We start from the raw sequence: 19,517 nt of genomic DNA on the forward strand, positions 1-19,517 counted from the left end.
CGTTTGCGACGCAGCGCCGCGCGACCGGCCTTCAGCGCTGCTGGTCGGGAGAGGTCCAGAGCCGGCGGCGGTCGTCGCCAGAGTGTTGGCCCGGTTGGGCCGGGGGTTGAGGCTGGGCCTGAGGCTGTTGGGCTTGAGGTGGCGGCGCGAAGCCGCGTTGCTGTTGCATCGCGCGCACCTGCGCTTCCTGGGCCTGGCGCTGGGCCTGCTGTTGTGCCTGGAGCTGCTGCTGCGCCTGGGCGGCGCGTTGCTGTGCCTCTTGCTGCTGGCGCAGCATCTGTTGCTGGGCCAGGGCCTGCTGCTGCGCCGCTCGCTGTTGCTGCTGCAACTGCTGCTGGGCTTGTGCCTGCGCCTGGGCTGCCGCGCGCTGCTGCATCTCCTGCTGCTGCCGCTGCGCCTGCTGTTGCTGTTGCTGTTGCTGTTGCTGGAGCTGCATCTGCTGGTGCTGCTGGTGCTGCTGGCGTTGTTGCCACGGGTCCGGCGCGCCGCGTTGCGGCCCCTCCTGCTGCTGGCGCAAGCCCTGCTGGCGCTGCCATTCCATTTGCTGCTGTTGCTGCAGCTGCTGGGAGGGCTGCCCCTGCAATGCGCGCTGCTGCGCCTGCTGCATCTGCCGGGCCTGCCGCGCCTGCTCGTACTGCAGTTCCTGCTGCTGGCGCGCCACCGGCGGGCTGGGCGGCAGCACGGCCGCGGGCCGGCCGAAGCCGCTGCCAAAGTTGTGCACGGGAACACCCGGCGCCGGCGCCACCGGCACGCGCGCAAAGCGGTCGTCCGGCACCCGCACCAGGTCGCGCCGGCCGAAGGGGCCGCGGCCGAAGCGGTCGGCCGGCAGCACGGTCACGGCGCCCGGCATCCGCTGGTTGGCATAGAAGTCGTTGCGCAGCTCGGCCTGCCGGTTCCGGTAGGCCGCCATGCGGTTCACCTGGTCCATGTAGCGCTGGCTCGCGCGGTAGCCGGGCCGCCATGGCTCGCCGGGCGCCAGCGGGAACCAGCCCACGCCGCTGCGGCCATCGCCGATCTGCAGGGTGGCGTTCGCACCGCCGCCCACGAAGCCGACCAGCGCCGGCGAATACACCGGCCGCGCCGTGGGCTGCCCCGGCACCCAGGCCCAGCGCGGACCCACGCGGGCCCAGCGGCCATAGTGGAAAGGCGCAAAGCCCCATGGCGCGGCGTCGACCCAGGTCAGGCCCCAGGGCGCTATGTTCACCCACTGGCCGTCGCGGTAGGGTGCCCAGTCGGCGTCCACGTTGCGCGGAAACCAGACGTCGCCGTACGTGGGGTCGCTTTGCCAGTCGCCGTAGATGTCGAGCTGCTGGTAGCCGACGACTTCGCGCGACACGTAGCGGGCGGAAATCGACTGGTCCTCGATGCGATTGCGTTCCGCCACCCAGGCGTCGAAGCGGCCGTTCTGCCCCGGCGCGCCGCCCACCGCGGCCAGGTTGCGGCCCCCTACCGTGAGCTGCTGCCGTGCGCCCAGCGATTGCGATTCGCCGTTCTCGCCATGGAGCGTGACGCGGCCCGAGGCCACCGCGATCCATGTGGTGTCGGCGGCCGGGTCGGCCGCAATGCGGTATTCGCCGGGTGCGTCGATCACCACGGCAAGGTTGCCGGTGTCGACCTCGACGCGCTGGCCCGAAAGGTCGTCGCGCACGCGCAACTGCAGGTTGCCCTGGTTCGCGGTGAGGCGCACGGTGTCGTCGTCCAGCTCGGAGAACTCGACATGCGTTTGCCCGTCCATGCGCAGCGTCGCCGAGCCGATGTGCACTTCGGCGCGTGCATTGCGGTCGGTCCAGAGCCGGTCGCCGGTGGTGATGGGGCGATTGGGTTGCGCGTCGTACCAGCTGTCTTCGCCGGCCGGCGCGAAGCTGACTGCGCCCTCCTGCAGGTTCAGGCGTGCCACGCGGCCCGGCGGGTCTTGTTGTGCGCTCGCCGCGGCGCCGAGGCACAGCAGCGCCAGGCCGAGCAGCCACCGGTGCAGCGGCCGGGGAGGAAAGATGGAAAAGGCGGGGCGTTTCATGGTTTGTCTCTGGTTCGCGGGACCGGATGAAAGCAATGGATATGTAACGCGCGAGAATCCGCTGCCGCTGTCAGCGCAGGTCCCCTGCTTGGTGAAGCGCAGGCACATTCGGCAACCGCTTGTAATGAGGGACCCTGTATGAAAAACGACAAATATCAAGGCACATCGGGCGAACCACGCTACCGAAACAAGAGCAGGCCGCGCTGGCTCGCGACGCTGGCGCTGGGCGCGATGGCCATCGCCATCCTGCCGGCGGAAGCCCAGCTGGCGCGCAAGCCTTCCTACTATCAGCAGCAGAGCAACAAGGCCGCTTCCGAGGGCGCGGCCGGGCAGCCCGCAGCGCGCGTGGCGGCACCAGCGTCGCTGCCCATGCTGCGCAGCCGCGGCGACTTCGACACCCTGGCGCGCGTCTACGACGCCGGCACGCCGATGCAGCTGGCCCACGTGCTGTTCGCGGTCGACCGCCAGGCCAGGCCGGTGCGCACCTACTACATCGACACGCCGCGCTACCAGTTGCACGTTCGCTTCGTGCGGGACACCGGCCTTGCGCCGGGCGCGGGCAAGCGCGAGATCGACCGCAACTACCTCGTGCCCGATCGTCGCTTCCTGTTCGGCACGCTGAGCTGGCAGCAGAACATCGGCAGCTTCACCTACGAGTTCTGGGAGGGCGACCAGCTCACCCCCGCGCTGCTGCGCCAGGCCGACGCGCAGGTGAAGGCCAGCTTCTTCGCGCCCGTGAAGTTCAAGACCAACTCCACGCTGCACGAGCGGGTGGCAAAAGAAGCGGGCATCGACTTCGTCAGCCAGGAAGCACTGATCCGCGAACAGCCCTACATGCCGATGAACCTCGGCACGGCCACGGGCCGCATTCGCATCGTGGACGAAGCCTCGGGCGCGAACGCATTGAATGCGCTGTTGCCCGACGACATCGCCGTGCTGCGCCAGGTTCCCATCAGCCTGCCGCCCGTGGCCGGCGTGCTGACCGAGCGGCCGTCGACCGCGCTTTCGCACGTCAACCTGCTGGCCAAGGGCTGGGGCATTCCCAACGCCTATGTGCGCGACGCCGCAGCCGTGCTGCGCGAGCACGCAGGCCAGTGGGTGGCGCTCAAGGTCGCGGCCTCGGGCTACCAGGTGCGCCGCCTCACGCCCGACGAGGTTGCCGCGCTGCCGCCGCGCAGCGTGCGCACCGCGGCCATCGGCGCGGTGCCCGGCAGTGCGAAAGCCTCCAGGCCCGACCTGCGCGAAACCCGCCTGCTGCCGCTCGCGTCCCTGCGCGCCCGCAACAACGCGCAGTGCGGTTCCAAGGCCGCCAACCTGGGCGCGGTGCTGGCCGCGCGCATTCCGTCCACCACGGTGCCCGACGGCTTCTGTATTCCCTTTGCGCACTACGACCGCTTCATGCGCGCCAACGGCCTCGCCGACCACATCGCGCGCATGCAGCAGCGCCCCGGGTTTGCGAGCGACCCGCAGATCAGGCAGAGGGCGCTGGCGCAACTGCGCGACGAGATCGTCAAATGGCCGGTCGAGCCCGCCACCGCGGCGGCCTGGCGCGCCGCATGGCAGTCGCAGCTGGGCGGCGGCGGCGTGTTCGTGCGCAGCTCCTCCAACTCCGAAGACCTGCCCGGCTTCAGCGGCGCGGGCCTCTACACCACGGTGCCCAACGTCAAGACCGGCGACGCGCTCGAGCTCGCGGTGAAGAAGGTCTGGGCCTCGGTCTTCAACCCCGAAGCCTGGGAGGCGCGCAGCGCGGCGGGCTTCGGCGCCGAGTCGGTGCTGATGGGCGTGTTCGTGCAGACCGCCATCGATTCGACCAACGCCGGCGTGATGATCACGCGCGACCCCTTCGACGCAGGGCACCCGCACGTCACCTACATCTCGGCCAAGCGCGGCATCGGCATCCGCGTGGTCGAGGGCCAGCGCGTGGCCGAGCAGGTGATGTATTCGAGCTGGTCGAAGGCGATCCAGGTGCTGAGCCGCTCGGCGGAAGAGACGGCGTTGCAGCTCGACAAGGATGGCGGGGTGAAGGAGGTGCCGGTGGAGTCTGGCCGCAACGTGCTGACGGATGAACTGGTGGTGCGGCTTGCCAATGTGGGGGCGGCCGTGAAGCGCACGTTCAATGCGGTCGATCAGGACATCGAGTGGGCGACGGTGGGGGACAAGATCGTGCTGTTGCAGGCGCGGCCGTATGTGGAGCGGCGACGCTGATGGCGGGCTGTGGAGTACATGCTATCCATACAGGTATTGCGGCAACCATAGCGTCAACCCCGGCCAGATGTACATGAACACCATGCACAGGATCACGATCAGCATGTACGGCATCATCCCCGCGAAGATCTGGTTGAGCGTCACGTGCGGTGGCGACACTCCCTTCAGGTAGAAGGCCGACATCGCCACCGGCGGCGACAGGAACGCCGCCTGCAGGTTCACGAACACCAGCACGCCGAACAGCAGCGGGTCGATCTGGAAATGCGCGAGCAGCGGCAGGAAGATGGGCACGAAGATCACGATGATCTCTGTCCACTCGAGCGGCCAGCCGAGGATGAAGATGATCGCCTGCGACAGCAGCAGGAACTGCAGCGGGCTGAGGTTCATGCCCAGCACCCATTGCTCGATGATGCGCTGGCCGCCCAGCAACGCGAACACCGCCGAGAACAGCGCCGAGCCCACGAACAGCCAGCAGACCATCGAGGTGGTCTTGAGCGTGAGGAACACGGCCTCCTTGGTCTTCTTGAAGTTCAGCGTGCCGGCCTGCCACGCCATCAGGAAGGCGCCGGCCGCGCCCACCGCAGCAGATTCGGTGGCGGTCGTGATGCCGAACAGGATCACGCCCAGCACCACCAGCGTGAGCGTGGCGAGCGGCATCACCGACGACACCAGCATGCGCAGGATCTCGAACTGCTCCGCATCCATGCGCCAGTAGTACCAGGCCAGCAGCACGAGCGTGAAGAGGCCGGCCACCAGGAAGCCCGTGTAGAAGGCTTCGGGCACTGCGGCGGTCTTCGGCGCATCGACCGCTTCGCCGAGCTGTTGCAGGCCGCCCTCGGCAGCCGTCGAGGCCGAGGAAGCGGCTTCGCTGCCGGGTGGTTCCTCGACGCCGCCGGGCGGCTCCTGCAGGCCGCCTTCCGATGCGGCCTCTTTCGGCTCTTCCGAAGCGGGCGGTTCGGCCAGCCCGGTGCTGGAAGAGGAAGAGGACGAGGCATCGGGCAGCGCCGCAGCCGTTCCCGCGGCCTTCTGCGTTGCCTGCTGCTCCGCCACCGGCGCGTTGTTGTCCTTCTGCGAGTAGATCGCCACGTACCACCAGACCGAACCCAGCGTCACGGCCGCGAGCGCCAGCGGCACCAGCGCGCTCAGCAGGCTGCGCAGCAGCATCCACCAGGTGATGCGCACGCCCTTGGCCGCGCCGCGCAGCGCCCGCGCCGGCGACACCACGGCCGCGGCGAGCGCGGGCAGCATGCGCGGCGAATAGCTGGCCGCGATGTGCGCGACCCAGGGCGAGATCGGCGCGCGCTGCTTGTCTGCCGGCAGCTTGGGCGCGACCTTTGGTTGCAGCACGGCCCAGCCGATCACGTAGACCAGATAGAGAAAGGCGAGGAAGAAACCGGGAAACATCGCCGCCGCATACAGCTTCACCACCGACTGCCCGGCCACGGCCGCGTACACGATGATCATCACCGAGGGCGGAATCAGGATGCCGAGCGTGCCGCCCGCCGTGATCACGCCGGCTGCGAGGCGCGTGTCGTAGCCGGCGTTGAGCATCGGCCGCATCGCGATCACGCCCATCAGCACCACCACCGCGCCGACCAGGCCGCTCGCGATGCCCCAGAAGGTGCAGACGATCAGCGTCGTCACCGCGAGCGACCCCGGCACGCGGCGGAAGGCGAGCTGCACGCTGTGGAACATCTTGTCGACCAGCGCGCCGCGCTCCATCACATAGCCCATCAGCACGAACAGCGGGATGGACAGCAGCGTCTCGTTGGTCATGGCACCGAAGGCGCGCTGCACCATCAGGTCGAAGATCTTGTTGTCGAGCCAGGGTGCGGCGGGGTCGTAGAAGGCGATGAAGCCGAAGAACATGCCCAGCCCCATCAGCGTGAACGCCGTGGGAAAGCCGAGCATGATCACGACCACGATCAGGCCGAGCATCGAGAGGCCGAGTGCGGGGTCGCTCATGTGGAACCCCCCGTGCTGTCGCTCTTACGCTGCTGCGCGGCCTGCTCGATGCCTTGGCCCGCTCGATCACCTCGCGCTTGTCGGCCTCGTCGACGTAGCTGCTGCCGGCGAGTTGGTCGCCGACCACGTCCATTTCTTCCGCATCCTTCAGGCGCGGCGTCCATGCACCGGTCTTCAGGCACAGCACGCAGCGCACCATCTCTGCAATGCCCTGCAGAAGCAGCACGGCGCCGGCCACCGGGATGACGAACTTGAAGGGATAGAGGGGGATCGGGTCGGCATTGAAGGTCTGCTCGTGCATCGCGAGCGAATCGCCGAAGTAGGTCCAGCCCGACCAGGTGAGCGCCACCACGCCGGGCAGGAAGAAGAGCGCGAATAGCACGAGGTCGAGCGCGGCCTGCGTGCGCGGCTTCATGCTGCCGTAGAGGAAGTCGCCGCGCACATGGCCTGCCTGCGAGAGCGTGTAGGCGCCGCCCATCATGAAGAGCGTGCCGTAGAGCATGTTGTTGGCGTCGAAGATCCAGGCGGTGGGCGCGTTGAGCGCGTAGCGCTTGAAGACCTCGCCGCACACCAGCAGCATCAGCGCCACGATGAGCCACGAGAAGGTCTTGCCGACGATCATGCTGAACCGGTCGACGGTGTGGAGGAAGCGTTGAATGTTCATGGCGTGATGGACAAGACCCGTTCGTGGAACACTGTGGAACCGGCTCCGCCGGGCCACAGGTGTTACCCCCTGGACGGGGGCTGGCGAAGCGACACGAAGTGCGCGCAGACTGGGGGGTTAGCCCTTCTTTTTGCCGAAGTAGTGGGCGTAGGCCATCTTGAAGTCGACCGCGTAGTCGTTCTGCCACTGCAGCGCGCGCTCGGCGAACACGCGCTGCGACTCCAGCACCTTCTTGAAGAGCGGGTTCTCCTCGGACTTCTTCGCCACGGTCTTGTCCCAGGCCGCGAGCTGCGCGCGCAGCACCGCGTCGGGCGTCTTGTAGAACTTGATGCCGGCCTTCTTCATGTCGGCATAGTCCTGCGAGTTGCGCTGCACCGCCTTCCAGCTCATGTCGGCGCTCGCGGCCTGCACGGCGTAGTCGATGATCGAGCGCAGTTCCTGCGACAGGGCGCTGTACTTGGCCTTGTTGAACAGCACCTCGAACTGCTCGCCCGACTGGTGGAAGCTCTGCAGCATGCAGTTCTTCACCACGTCGGGGAAGCCGAGGGTGCGGTCGCTCGATGCGTTGTTGAACTCGGCCGCGTCGATCAGCCCGCGGTCGAGTGCGGGCACGATCTCGCTGCCGGGCAGCGGATTCACGGCCGTGCCCATCTCGGTGAACATGTCGACCGCCAGCCCGACGGTGCGGAACTTGAGCCCCTTCATGTCCTCGACCTTGGCCACCGGCTTCTTGAACCAGCCCAGCGGCTGGGTGGGCATCGGGCCGTAGAGGTACGACACCACCTCCATGTTCAGGCTCTTGTAGATCTCCTCAAGCAGCGCCTTGCCGCCGCCGTAGCTGTGCCAGGCCAGCACCGTGTTGGCGTCCATGCCGAAGCCCGGGCCCGAACCCCACAGCGCGAGCGCTGAATTCTTGCCGTAGTGGTAGGCCACCACGCCGTGGCCGCCGTCGAGCGTGCCCTTGTTCACCGCTTCGAGCAGTTGGAACGCCGGCACTACCGCGCCAGAGGGCAGCACCTCGATCTTGAGGCGCCCGCCGGCCATGTCATTGACCTTCTTGGCGAAGTCGTTGGCGTACTCGTGGAAGATGTCCTTGGCTGGCCAGGTGCTCTGGAAGCGCAGCGAGGTGGTCTGGGCCATGCTGACCATCGGCGCCGACATGGCGCCCGCGGCCACGGCCGCACCCTTGAGCAGGTTGCGGCGGCGGGGCGATTTGTTGTCTGTCATGTTGTCTCTCTCCATACAAGTTCTGATGACGAAGAAACCCTGCCCGCCTTTGTGGCGTTATGTTCAGCAGGCCCATCCGCATCTTTGGCGCGCCGGAATATGCGACAAACAGGGTTTTCACGAACTGGTGAAAAATTCCACTATCCGGGGGCCGGGGATGCCGAAGCAGTAACCCTATGAATAGGAAGGACGCAGAGAGATGACTGAACCCGTTGGGGAAAAAGGCTACGCCGGCGACGTGACGCCCGAGCAGGCGGCGCTGTGGATGGCGAGCGGCGAGGCCGTGGTGGTCGACATACGCAGCGACGCCGAGCGCGAATGGGTCGGCTACATACCCGGCGCCGTGGCGGTGCCCTGGAAGCAGTGGCCGGGCATGGTGCCCAATCCCGCCTTCGACGACGGCATCCGTGCCGCGGGCGAGGGCAAGAAGAAGCTGGTGCTGCTGTGCCGCAGCGGCGTGCGTTCCATTGCCGCCGCGAAGCGCGCCACCGAACTGGGCCTGGAGGCCTACAACATCCTGGAGGGCTTCGAGGGCAACGCCGACGAACAGGGGCACCGCGGCACGATCGGCGGCTGGCGCAAGCGGGGGTTGCCCTGGAAGCAGAACTGAAATGAAAAACGCCCGCCGGAGCGCGGCGGGCGTTTTTTCATGGGTTCGGGACGGTCAAGGCGCCGGAATGCGCAGCTTCTGGCCCGGGTAGATCTTGTCCGGATGGCTCAGCATCGGCTTGTTCGCCTCGAAGATCGCGTTGTACTTGTTGGGGTCGCCGTAGTATTTCTTCGAAATGGCCGAGAGCGTGTCGCCCTTCACCACGTCGTGGTACTGGGCGGGCGGCGCGGCCGGGGCGACCAGCTTGTTGTCGACGCTCGTCACGTTGGCCACGTTGCCGGCGGCGAGCGCGGCTTTTTCGCTGGCCTCCTGCGAGGGCGCCTGGCCGGCCAGGGTCACCAGCCCGCTGCTGGCGGTGTAGGTCACCTGGAGGCCCGTGAGCCCGAGATTCTGCGTCTCGATGTAGGTCTTGATGGCCGCCGCAGCCTTGGTGTTCGCGTCCGGCTCGGCCGCCTGGGCCGACGATCCGCCGAACAGTTTTTCACCGGCTTCCTTGATGAAACTGAGCAATCCCATGGTGATCTCCTTGTGCCGTGGTGGATGGAACTGGCGAATGTAGCGGCGGAACGGTGTGCGCCGGCGTAGGCCCGCGCCGCGTGTGTCAACGACGTGCCAGCATGAATGCCGACAAAGTCGCAATAATCCCGCGCATGGCATCCCCCTTCCTCGCGATCGACATCGGCAATACCCGCCTCAAATGGGCTCTCTACGATGCCGCGCATCCGGGGGCGGCGCTGCAGGCGCATGGGGCCGAGTTTCTGGACCACATCGAACGGCTGGCCGATGGCCCCTGGGCCGACCTGCCCGCGCCCGGCTCCATGCTCGGGTGCGTGGTGGCCGGCGACGCGGTGCGCCGCCGCGCCGAGGAGCAGATCGTCGAGCGCTTCGATTGCGCGCCGCGCTGGGTGGTGTCGAGCGCGGCCGAAGCCGGGATCGTCAACGGCTACGACCATCCGACGCGGCTGGGCGCCGACCGCTGGGTGGCAATGATCGGCGCGCGCCACCGCATGCTGGAGGCGGGGCCGGCGCGGCCGATGGTGGTGGTGATGATCGGCACGGCCGTCACGGTCGAGGCCATCGACGCCGGTGGCAAGTTCCTGGGCGGTTTGATCCTGCCGGGCCACGGCATCATGCTGCGCGCGCTCGAATCGGGTACGGCCGGGCTGCACGTGCCCACCGGCGAGGTGCGCGAATTTCCCACCAACACCAGCGACGCCCTGACCAGCGGCGGCACCTACGCCATTGCCGGCGCCGTCGAGCGCATGGTGCAGCACGTGCGCTCGCATTGCGGCGCCGAGCCCGCCTGCTATATGACCGGCGGCGCGGGCTGGAAGATGGCGCCCGTCATGAACGGCGACTTCGAACTCGTCGAAAGCCTGATCATGGACGGCCTGCTGGTGATTGCCCGCGAGCGCGCCGCGGGCTGAGCCCTCAAGAACTCAAGGGCGCATGAGCGCTTCGGCCACGGCCTGGAACGCGGGCAGCGTGAGCGGGTCGTTCCCCGCATTGGCCGCCACCGGGTGCGCGGCGTAGCGCACGATCACCATCTCGGCCTTCGGATCGACGTAGATGCTTTGCCCGTGGATGCCGCGCGCCATGTAGGCGCCGTGCGGGTTGTTCGTGACCCACCACATGTTGCGGTACGACCAGCCCGGCAGCAGAGCGTAGCCCGCCTTGGCGAACTTGGCCGGGTCGCCGCCGCGCGCGATGTCTTCGACCACCGCCTTGGGAATGGCCTGCTGCCCGTTGGGCGCGCGGCCGCCGTTGCGCATGGTTTCGCCGAAGCGCGCAATGTCGCGCAGCACGGTGTTGAGCCCGCCGCCGCCCGACTCGGTGCCGATGCGGTCGACCATGAAGTAGGCGTCCTGCTCGGCGCCGATGCGGCGCCAGATCTTTTCGCTCAGCAGGTCGGCGAGCGACTGGTTGCTGGCGCGGCGCAGGATCCAGGCGAGCACCTCGGCGTTCACCGTCTTGTAGGCAAAGGCGGCGTCGTGCGCGCCTTCCTTCTTCAGCGTGGCGAGAAATTCGTAGAACGACTTCGGGCCCGCGTAGTTCGGGCCCTGCACCAGCATGCCCCCGGCACGCGCGTAGTCCCAGATCTCGGCTTTCGGGTCGGCGTAGTTCTCCGAGTAGTACACGCCGATGGTCATGTCCATCACCTGGCGCACCGTGGCATCGCCGTAGGCGGTGTCCTTGAGTTCGGGCAGGTAGCGGGTGACCGGCGCCGACGGATCGAGCTTGCCTTCGTCCGCGAGGATGGCCGCCAGCGTGCCCACGAAGGACTTGGTGACCGACATCGCGATGTGCGGCCGCTCGGGCGACAGCGCGCCGAAGTACTTCTCGTAGACCACGCGGCCGCGATGCAGCACCAGGATGCCGTCGGTGTAGGTACGCGGGAGCATCTGGGCGAAGGTCACCGCTTCTTCGCTGCCCAGGGGCTTGAAGGTGACGGACTCGATGTCGTTGCGTGGCGCCGCCGGCAAAGGGCTGGCTGCGCCGCTGCCGCGCCAGACGTTGGCGGTGGGCACGGTTTCGCGCACATGCGAGAAGCTCCAGCGCGTGCGCGGAAACACGCCGCCGGCCGGGTTGTCGAAGGTGATCAGCCTGTCGGGCGGGGGCGGAAAGCCCTTCATCCAGCCCAGGGCCTCGACCGACGTGGCCGCGGGGTCGGGGGGCGCGGCGGGCGGGGACGTCTGGGCGTTGGAAGTGTTCACGGCAAGGAGTGTGAAGGCGGCGGCAAGCGCCGTGCGTTTGAAAAAGGACATGGGCAGCGGCGCTCCGGTGGAATTCACCGCCATCAACGGCCGCTGAAGCGAGCGGGCCGGCGTTCGACGAAGGAACGCACGCCTTCGGCTGCGTCTTCGCTATTCGACAGGCGCTTTTGCGTCTCGATGAACTCCGAAACCGCCGCGAGCGGGCCCTGTTCCACGGCCTTGATCACGTTGAGCCGGGTGGCGACCACCGCCAGCGGCGCCTGCGCCGCGATGCGCTGCGCAATGGCCAGCGCCGCGTCGAGCTCCTGCCCGGCCGGCACGACCTTCTGCACGAAGTTGAGGCGATAGGCCTCGGCGCTGTCGAACTCGTCGGCGGTGAGCAGGTGCAGCATCGCGTTGCCCACGCCCGCGCGCTCGGCCATGCGCAGCGTGGCACCGCCCGTGGCCATGATGCCGCGCTGCACTTCCATCTGCGAGAAGCGGCAGTTGTCGGCCGCCACCACGATGTCGGCGCCGAGCATCAGCTCGATGCCGACGGTGAAGCAGATGCCCTTCACCGCCACCACCATCGGCTTGGTGCGGCGGCGGTAGTCGGGCAGGCCGAAGTCGTGCGGCTCCACCAGCCCCGCCGGAATGGCCTTCTCGCCGCGCTTCATGTACTCGGTGACCGCCGGCAGGTCGAGCCCGGCCGTGAAATGGTCGCCGAAGGCATGCAGCACGCCCACGCGCAGGTCCGGGTCGTCGTCGAGCCGGGTGTAGGCCTCGGCCAGCTGCTTGAACATCGGCGGTGTCCAGCCGTTGCGTTTGGCGGGGCGGTTGATGCCGATCAGCAGCACGTGGTCGATCACCTGGGTGTCGATGCAGCCCTCGAGCGGCGGTGTGGTTGGCGTCGTCGTCGTCATGTCTGTCTCCTGTCTTTTTCTCTCGTCGTGGAACACCGCGGAACCGGCTTTGCCGGGCCGCTGGTGTTGCCCCCTGGAAGGGGGTGGGCGCTGCCACACGAAGTGGGCAAGCCTGGGGGTCAGTACGTATACACGCCGCGTCCGGTCTTGCGGCCCAGCTGGCCGGCCGCGACCATTTCCTTCAGCAGCGGGCAGGGGCGGTACTTGGAATCGCCGAACTGCTCGAGGTACACCTCCATCACGGCCAGGCATACGTCCAGGCCGATCATGTCGGCCAGCGCCAGCGGGCCGATGGGCTGGTTGCAGCCGAGCTTCATGCCGGCATCGATGTCCTCGGCCGTGGCAATGCCTTCGGCCAGCACGAAGAAGGCCTCGTTGATCATCGGCACCAGGATGCGGTTGACCACGAAGCCCGGCGCGTTCTTCACCGTGATGGGCGATTTGCCGAGCTTCTCGGCCAGCGCCTTGACGGCGTCGTGCGTGGCGTCGCTCGTGAGGTAGCCGCGGATCAGCTCCACCAGCGCCATCATCGGCACGGGGTTGAAAAAGTGCATGCCGATGAAGCGGTCGGCGCGCGAGGTGGCGGCCGCGAGCTGGGTGATCGAGATCGAGGAGGTGTTCGAGGCAATGATCACCTCGGGCGCCAGCAGCTCGTCGATCTGCTTCAGGATCTTGAGCTTGAGCGCATGGTTCTCGGTGGCGGCCTCGATCACCAGCTGCGCGCTCTTCAGGTCGTCGTAGTTCGTCGAGCCCTTGATCAGCGCGAGCGCCGCGGTCTTCTGCTCGGCTGTGAGCTTCTCTTTCTTGATCAGCCGGTCGAGGCTGCCCGAGACGGTGGCCAGGCCCTTGTCGACGGCCGCCTGGGCGATGTCCACCATCACCACGTTGACGCCGGCCACCGCGCAGGCCTGCGCAATGCCGTTGCCCATCGTTCCGGCGCCGATGATGCCGACAGTCTGGATCGTCATGAGAAAACTCCTTGAAGAAAAACAAAAAACAGGGGAAGGGGAGCGGGTGGGGCGCTGGCCGCCACCACGGCAGGAGATCGATTGTGAAGCAGCCTCGCCAGGCCGCCGTTGCCGCGCGTGACACGGGCCGCCCGCGGGTGGCTTACAGTGCGGCGGTTGCCTTTTCTTCCCTCTTTTCGATCCCGACCATGACCACCCTCGGCACCCCTCTTTCCCCCTCCGCAACCCGCGTGATGCTGCTCGGCTCCGGCGAGCTCGGCAAGGAGGTGCTCATCGCCCTGCAGCGCCTGGGCGTCGAGACCATCGCGGTCGACCGCTACGAGAACGCGCCCGGCCAGCAGGTGGCCCACCATGCGCGCACCATCACCATGAGCGACCCGGAGCAGCTCAAGGCGCTGATCGAGGCCGAGAAGCCCCTGCTCGTGGTGCCCGAGATCGAGGCCATCGCCACGCCGATGCTGCAGCAGCTCGAAGACGCCGGCGTGGTGCGCGTGATTCCCACCGCCCGCGCCGCCCGCCTCACGATGGACCGCGAGGGCATTCGCCGCCTGGCGGCCGAAACGCTGGGCGTGCCGACCAGCCCCTACAAGTTCTGCGACTCGCTGGCCGAGCTGCAGGCCGCCATCGACGGCGGCATTGGGTATCCCTGCATCGTCAAGCCCGTGATGAGCAGCTCCGGCAAGGGCCAGAGCAAGATCGACGGTCCGGCCGACGTGCAGAAGGCCTGGGACTACGCCATGGCCGGCGGCCGGGTGAGCCATGGCCGCGTGATCGTCGAGGGCTTCATCGATTTCGACTACGAGATCACGCTCTTGACCGTGCGCGCCAGGGACGCGGCCGGCGCGGTGCAGACGCAGTTCTGCGAGCCCATCGGCCACGTGCAGGTCAGCGGGGACTATGTCGAGAGCTGGCAGCCGCATCGCATGGCGCCTGCCGCGCTGCAAAAGGCGCAGCAGATCGCCGAGGCCGTCACGGCCGACCTCGGCGGCCAGGGTCTTTTCGGCGTCGAGCTGTTCGTGAAGGGTGACGACGTGTGGTTCAGCGAAGTGAGCCCGCGCCCGCACGACACCGGCATGGTCACCATGGCCACGCAATGGCAGAACGAGTTCGAGCTGCATGCGCGCGCCATCCTCGGCCTGCCGGTGGACACTTCGCTCAAGAGTCCTGGCGCCAGCGCGGTGATCTACGGCGGCGTCGATGCCACCGGCATCGCGTTCGACGGCGTCGCCGAGGCACTGCAGGTGCCCGGCAGCGACGTGCGCCTCTTCGGCAAGCCCGAGAGTTTTGCCAAGCGCCGCATGGGCGTGGCGCTCGTGCACGCGGCCGACACCGACACCGCCCGCAGGCTCGCCAAGGAAGCCGCCTCGCGCGTGAAGCCGCGCAAGGCCTGAAGGGCGCGAGCCCGGCACAGCCAGTAGTTTGACAGCCAGTTTTCGCAAGCGGCGCCGGGCGCCTGCGGGCATCGTCCGGATGAGATCGGGAGAACACCAGCCCGACCCACCGGAGACACCATGCTGCACCCCCAGGCGCGCGCCTTGCTCGACTTCATCGAGGCGCGCGGCATCCCGCCGACCCACACGCTTTCGCCGGCCGAGGCGCGTGCGTTCTATCGCGAACGGCGTGCCGCCACGCAACCCGAAGCGCCGCCCGTCGCGCAAGTCCGCGAACTGAAGGCCGAAGGGCCGCACGGCACCATCCCGGTGCGCCTCTATCGCCCGTTGGGCGCCACGGCCGATGCGGCGCTGCCCGTGCTGGTGTACTTCCACGGGGGCGGCTGGGTCATCGGCGATCTCGACACGCATGACGTGCTGTGCCGCTCGCTCGCCAACGGCGCGGGCTGCGCGGTCGCCTCGATCGACTACCGCATGGGACCGGAGCATCGCTTCCCGGCCGCCGTGGACGACGTGCTGGCGGCCACCCGCTGGGTGCGCCGTGAGGCCGCCTCGCTCGGCCTGGATGCCGGCCGCCTCGCAGTGGGCGGCGACAGCGCGGGCGGCAACCTCGCGGCGGTGGCGGCCATTGCGGCGCGCGATGCCGGCGACCTGCCCATCGCCTTCCAGCTGCTGATCTATCCCGCCACCGACATGCGCCGCGGCCACCCGTCGCACCAGGCCAACGGCCAGGGCTACCTGCTGACCCGCGACACGATGGCGTACTTCCACGACCACTACATCGACGACCCCCGGCACGACCTCGACTGGCGCGCGTCGCCGCTGCTGCACGCCTATCTGTCGGGCCTGCCGCCCGCGCTGGTGCTCACCGCCGGCTTCGACCCGCTGCGCGACGAAGGCATGGCCTACGCCGAGGCGCTGACTGCCGCTGGTAACCGCGCCGCATACGTCTGCTTCGAGCGCCAGATCCATGGCTTCATCACCATGGGCAAGGTGCTCGACGAAGCCGATACGGCCATCGCGCTGTGCTGCGTAGAACTCCGCCGCGCGCTTGCGTCGGCCTAGAGCCGGCCTAGGGAAAGTCCTCGCGCAAATGCCCACCTTGCAGCTGGCCCTCGCCGCTACGATCCAGCCAACGCAATGCCGGCCCCTGGCCGGCGGCGGCCGGATGCAGGAGACGGACACCATGCAGCGAACGAAAACGGCGTCGCCGGAAAGCGGCGGCGCAGAGCGCGGGGAGCGCCTGATGTGGCTCACGCATCAGCGGGTGTTCTACGCGGGGCTGCTCGGCGCCGCGGCCGAACGCACGGTGGGCGGGCACGGCGTGTACGTGTCGCCGGCGGGGGCGCCGCCCAACCGCCTCCGCATTGGCGGAGGCGCCTGGCAGACGGGCGAGCTGCTGGTGGTGCCGCCGCAGGTGCCGCACCGGGTGGAAAGCGCGCATCCGCTCATCTTCAACCTGCTGATCGAATCGGAATCGGTCGATCCCGCGCGCCTGCCGGGCTTTCTCCAGCATTGCGGACCGGTCGATGCGCCGGCATTCGTGCAGCGCGTGCGCGATGCCCACGCGCAACTGCTTGCGCTCTCGGGCCGCCAGGGCTTCGAAGGCCTCGAGTTCGACCGACTGTTCTTCGGCGAGGCGCTGGCGCCGCGCGCGCTCGATGCACGCATCCGCAAGGTCATCGACGCCATCAACGCCGACCCGGCCGCGCCCACATCGGCCGAAGACTGCGCGGCCTCGGTGCACCTTTCTTTCTCGCGCTTCCTGCATCTGTTCAAGCAGGAAACCGGCATGGCGTTTCGCGCCTTCCGGGCCTGGAAGCGCGCGCGCAGCCTGCTGCGCTACGTGCGCCAGACCACCACGCTGACCGACATTGCGCTGGACACCGGCTACCCCGATTCGACGCATTTCAGCCATTCGATCCGCCAGGTCTATGGGCTCAAGCCGAGCGACATCCTGGCCGGCTCGCGTCGCCTGGCGCTGCACGACGCGGCCGGCGGCTTCAGGCACTAGACATACAGAGAGACAGAAGCCGCATGCAGATTCTCCAGCTCCTTCTGTCAGGCATTGCGCAGGGCTGCATCTATGGCTTGATCGCGCTGGGGTTCGTGCTGATCTACAAGGCCACCGAGACCGTGAGCTTTGCGCAGGGCGACCTGATGATGCTCGGCGCCTTCGGTGCATTTGCCGGCATGTCGCTGTTCGGCCTGCCGTTCTGGCTCGCGGCCCTTCTCGCGGTGGTGGCCATGGCCGCCTTCGGCGTGCTGCTCGAGCTGGTGGTGATCCGGCCGATCCTCGGGCAGCCGCAGTTCTCGATCGTGATGCTGACCATCGGCATTGCCTACGTGGCGCGCGGACTCATCACCATGGTGCCGGGCATCGGCACCGACACCCACACGCTGGCCGTGCCCTACAAGGACCAGATATGGAAGCTGGGCGGGCTGGTGGTCAACCTCGAGCAACTGGCCATCATCATTGCCACGGCCATTCTGTGCGGACTGCTGTTCGCGATGTTCCGCTACAGCAAGCTCGGCATCGCCATGCAGGCCTCTTCGCAGAACCAGCTGGCGGCCTACTACATGGGGATTCCGGTGAAGCGGCTCAACGGGCTCGTGTGGGGCCTGGCGGCAGCGGTCGCGGCCATCGCGGGGATGCTGCTCGCGCCCATCACATTCGTGCACGCGAACATGGGCTTCATCGGGCTCAAGGCCTTTCCGGCCGCGGTGGTGGGCGGCTTCGGCAGCCTGCCGGGCGCCATCGTCGGCGGGCTGGTGATCGGCATCGTCGAATCGTTCGCGGGGTTTTATCTGCCCGACGGCTTCAAGGACACCGCGCCCTACATCGTGGTGCTGCTGATGCTGATGATCAAACCCAATGGCCTGTTCGGCGAAAAGCTGCGCAAGAAAGTCTGAACCATGCGCCCCCACGCTCTTCGGCGGATCTGACCCATGCGCTTCATCTTCAAGACCAGCTACGACCAGGACATCCGCCTCGCGCGGCACGGCGGCCATGTGTTCTGGTATGGCCTCCTGGTCGCGTTCCTCATCGTCGCGCCATGGGCGATCGACGAATACTGGCTCGCGCAGCTGACATTCGTGCTGATCTACGGCATCGTCGGATTGGGGTTGATGCTGCTGGCGGGCTTCACGGGCCAGTTCTCGATCGGCCATGCGGCCTTTCTCGGCGCGGGTGCCTACACGCAGGGCGTGCTGACCAACCTGGGCGTGCCGTTTCCGATCGCGCTGCTCGCGGCCGCGGCGCTGTCTGCGGCGGTGGGCGTGGTGGTGGCCTTGCCGGCCTTGCGCGTGAAGGGCATCTACCTCGGCATCGCGACGCTGTCGTTCGGCTTCATCGTCGAGGAGGTGTTCGCGCGCTGGGAGAGCGTCACGGGCGGCAATGCGGGGCTGCACGTGAAGTCGCCGCAACTCTTCGGCTGGTCGCTGGGGTCGGGCAACGGCTTCTACTTCCTGTGCCTGGTGGTGGCGGTGCTCAGCACACTGGGCATCCTGAATCTGCTGCGCTCGCCGACGGGACGGGCCTTCGTCGCCATCCGCGATTCGGAGATTTCGGCGCAGAGCATGGGCATTCACCTGGCGCGCTACAAGACGATGTCGTTCGCGATCTCGGCCGCGCTCGCGGGGTTGGGCGGCGCACTGTATGCGCACAAGCTCAGCTTCATTTCGCCGGACCAGTTCAACATCCTGCAGTCGATCGACCTGCTGCTGATGGTGGTGATCGGCGGGCTGGGTTCGGTGCACGGCGCATTCCTGGGTGCGATCTTCCTGATCGCGATGCCGCAACTGATCTCGATGGGCAAGGACTGGTTGCCGGCCGTGGTCGGCCAGGCGCCGGGGCTGCAGGGGCTGGTGTACGGCCTGGTGCTGATCGCCTTCGTGCTGTTCGAGCCGCTGGGGCTTTATGGCCGCTGGCTCAAGATCCGAACCTGGCTGCAGCTCTTCCCGTTCTACCGCAAGGGCCTGTTCAAGCGGCAGAAGTCGTTCACCAAGTCGGATCGACTGAGATGAGCAGCGGCGACATTCTTCTTTCGGCGAAAGACCTGAGCGTGCGCTTCGGCGGCGTGCTCGCGGTCAACAAGGTGAGCTTCGACGTGCGGCGCGGCGAGGTGTTCACGCTGATCGGCCCGAATGGCGCGGGCAAGACGACGGTGTTCAACCTCATCAGCCGCATCTACACGCCGACCATGGGCGAGATCACGTGGCACGGCGAAGCGGCCGGTCCGCTGGCCTTGACGCACCAGGCGCCACACGCAATTGCCGCGCTCGGCATTGCGCGCACCTTCCAGAACATCGAACTCTTCGAGCATGCCACCGTGTTGCACAACCTGCTGATCGGCCGCCACACGCATCGGCAGACGGGTTTCTGGAGCGAGGTGTTCTTCACACCCGCGACGCGGCGCGCCGAAATTGCGGCGCGCGAGAAGGCGGAGCAGGTGATCGAGCTGCTGGACCTGCAGCATCACCGGGATTCGATGGTGGCCGGCTTGCCCTATGGCGTTCGCAAGGTGGTGGAACTCGCGCGTGCGCTGTGCACCGAGCCCAAGCTGCTGCTGCTCGATGAGCCCTCGTCCGGTCTCAATGTCGAGGAGACGGCCGACATGGCGTTCTGGATCCAGGACATCCAGCACGAGCTGGGTGTGTCGGTGCTGATGGTCGAGCACGACATGTCGCTGGTGTCGAAGGTGTCGGACCGCGTGCTGGCCATGAACATGGGCGAGGTGCTGGCGACCGGCACGCCGCGCGAGGTGCAGGCGGACGCGCGTGTCATCGAGGCTTATCTCGGGACTGTGGACGACGTGAGCAGCTTGAGGAGGGTGGCGGCATGAGCCGCCGGGGGGG

General features: G+C 67.7%; 16 protein-coding genes and 1 pseudogene. 9 read left to right on the forward strand and 8 right to left on the reverse strand.

The window, feature by feature from the left end:
- Positions 1-31: 31 nt before the first annotated feature.
- Positions 32-2,014 carry a DUF6600 domain-containing protein gene (locus tag ACAM55_RS01215; protein WP_369654313.1) on the reverse strand — a complete coding sequence of 661 codons (1,983 nt, stop codon included), beginning with the start codon at positions 2,012-2,014 and terminating at the stop codon, positions 32-34.
- A 138-nt stretch (positions 2,015-2,152) separates the two neighbouring features.
- Here ACAM55_RS01215 and ACAM55_RS01220 point away from each other — a divergent pair, with 138 nt between their 5' ends.
- Positions 2,153-4,219 (forward strand): PEP/pyruvate-binding domain-containing protein, encoded by a 2,067-nt coding sequence (locus ACAM55_RS01220; protein WP_369654314.1) that lies wholly within the window; start codon positions 2,153-2,155, stop codon positions 4,217-4,219.
- Between the two features lie 21 nt (positions 4,220-4,240).
- Here the strand turns inward: ACAM55_RS01220 and ACAM55_RS01225 are convergent, their stop codons facing one another.
- The 3 genes and pseudogenes from ACAM55_RS01225 to ACAM55_RS01235 form a co-directional block, all read right to left on the reverse strand.
- Positions 4,241-6,184: a TRAP transporter large permease subunit gene (locus ACAM55_RS01225; RefSeq protein WP_369654315.1), complete on the reverse strand. Its 1,944-nt coding sequence runs from the start codon at positions 6,182-6,184 to the stop codon at positions 4,241-4,243.
- Positions 6,181-6,848, reverse strand: a pseudogene (locus ACAM55_RS01230) (TRAP transporter small permease subunit). The gene ACAM55_RS01225 and the pseudogene ACAM55_RS01230 overlap by 4 nt, the downstream one beginning before the upstream one ends.
- A 117-nt stretch (positions 6,849-6,965) precedes the next feature.
- The gene (locus ACAM55_RS01235; protein WP_369654316.1) at positions 6,966-8,075 is read right to left on the reverse strand and encodes a TRAP transporter substrate-binding protein; all 1,110 of its coding nucleotides are present in this window, start codon (positions 8,073-8,075) and stop codon (positions 6,966-6,968) included.
- A 199-nt stretch (positions 8,076-8,274) separates the two neighbouring features.
- On the opposite strand from ACAM55_RS01235, the gene ACAM55_RS01240 reads away from it, so the two are divergent.
- Positions 8,275-8,685: a rhodanese-like domain-containing protein gene (locus ACAM55_RS01240; RefSeq protein WP_369654317.1), complete on the forward strand. Its 411-nt coding sequence runs from the start codon at positions 8,275-8,277 to the stop codon at positions 8,683-8,685.
- A gap of 54 nt (positions 8,686-8,739) precedes the next feature.
- On the opposite strand, the gene lysM is transcribed toward ACAM55_RS01240, so the two are convergent.
- Positions 8,740-9,201 (reverse strand): peptidoglycan-binding protein LysM, encoded by a 462-nt coding sequence (gene lysM / locus ACAM55_RS01245; RefSeq protein WP_369654318.1) that lies wholly within the window; start codon positions 9,199-9,201, stop codon positions 8,740-8,742.
- Positions 9,202-9,335: 134 nt separating this feature from the next.
- Between lysM and ACAM55_RS01250 the strand changes: the two genes are divergently transcribed.
- Entirely contained in the window at positions 9,336-10,112 is a 777-nt protein-coding gene (locus ACAM55_RS01250; RefSeq protein WP_369654319.1) for a type III pantothenate kinase, read from the forward strand.
- Positions 10,113-10,124: 12 nt separating this feature from the next.
- On the opposite strand, the gene ACAM55_RS01255 is transcribed toward ACAM55_RS01250, so the two are convergent.
- The 3 genes from ACAM55_RS01255 to ACAM55_RS01265 form a co-directional block, all read right to left on the reverse strand.
- Positions 10,125-11,450: a serine hydrolase domain-containing protein gene (locus tag ACAM55_RS01255; RefSeq protein WP_369654320.1), complete on the reverse strand. Its 1,326-nt coding sequence runs from the start codon at positions 11,448-11,450 to the stop codon at positions 10,125-10,127.
- A 32-nt stretch (positions 11,451-11,482) separates the two neighbouring features.
- Positions 11,483-12,301, reverse strand: a complete 819-nt coding sequence (locus tag ACAM55_RS01260; protein WP_369654321.1) for a crotonase/enoyl-CoA hydratase family protein — start codon at positions 12,299-12,301, stop codon at positions 11,483-11,485.
- 119 nt (positions 12,302-12,420) lie between these two features.
- On the reverse strand, positions 12,421-13,269 hold the full coding sequence (locus tag ACAM55_RS01265; protein ID WP_369654322.1) for a 3-hydroxybutyryl-CoA dehydrogenase: 849 nt from the start codon (positions 13,267-13,269) through the stop codon (positions 12,421-12,423).
- Positions 13,270-13,457: 188 nt separating this feature from the next.
- On the opposite strand from ACAM55_RS01265, the gene purT reads away from it, so the two are divergent.
- The 6 genes from purT to ACAM55_RS01295 all read left to right on the forward strand — a co-directional run bounded on the left by purT (position 13,458) and on the right by ACAM55_RS01295 (position 19,504).
- Complete coding sequence (gene purT, locus ACAM55_RS01270; protein WP_369654323.1) at positions 13,458-14,660, forward strand: formate-dependent phosphoribosylglycinamide formyltransferase; 1,203 nt, start codon at positions 13,458-13,460, stop codon at positions 14,658-14,660.
- A 120-nt stretch (positions 14,661-14,780) separates the two neighbouring features.
- A complete protein-coding gene (locus ACAM55_RS01275; protein WP_369654324.1) occupies positions 14,781-15,725 on the forward strand; it encodes an alpha/beta hydrolase in 945 nt (314 codons plus the stop codon).
- A gap of 121 nt (positions 15,726-15,846) precedes the next feature.
- Positions 15,847-16,674, forward strand: a complete 828-nt coding sequence (locus ACAM55_RS01280) for a helix-turn-helix domain-containing protein (RefSeq protein ID WP_369654325.1) — start codon at positions 15,847-15,849, stop codon at positions 16,672-16,674.
- A gap of 23 nt (positions 16,675-16,697) precedes the next feature.
- Positions 16,698-17,573, forward strand: a complete 876-nt coding sequence (locus ACAM55_RS01285; RefSeq protein ID WP_369654326.1) for a branched-chain amino acid ABC transporter permease — start codon at positions 16,698-16,700, stop codon at positions 17,571-17,573.
- Between the two features lie 36 nt (positions 17,574-17,609).
- Entirely contained in the window at positions 17,610-18,686 is a 1,077-nt protein-coding gene (locus ACAM55_RS01290) for an ABC transporter permease (RefSeq protein ID WP_028259733.1), read from the forward strand.
- On the forward strand, positions 18,683-19,504 hold the full coding sequence (locus tag ACAM55_RS01295) for an ABC transporter ATP-binding protein (RefSeq protein ID WP_369654327.1): 822 nt from the start codon (positions 18,683-18,685) through the stop codon (positions 19,502-19,504). The genes ACAM55_RS01290 and ACAM55_RS01295 overlap by 4 nt, the downstream gene beginning before the upstream one ends.
- Positions 19,505-19,517 lie beyond the last annotated feature (13 nt).

Origin of the sequence: Variovorax sp. V213 (genome assembly GCF_041154455.1) — a bacterium.
Taxonomy (GTDB): domain Bacteria; phylum Pseudomonadota; class Gammaproteobacteria; order Burkholderiales; family Burkholderiaceae_C; genus Variovorax.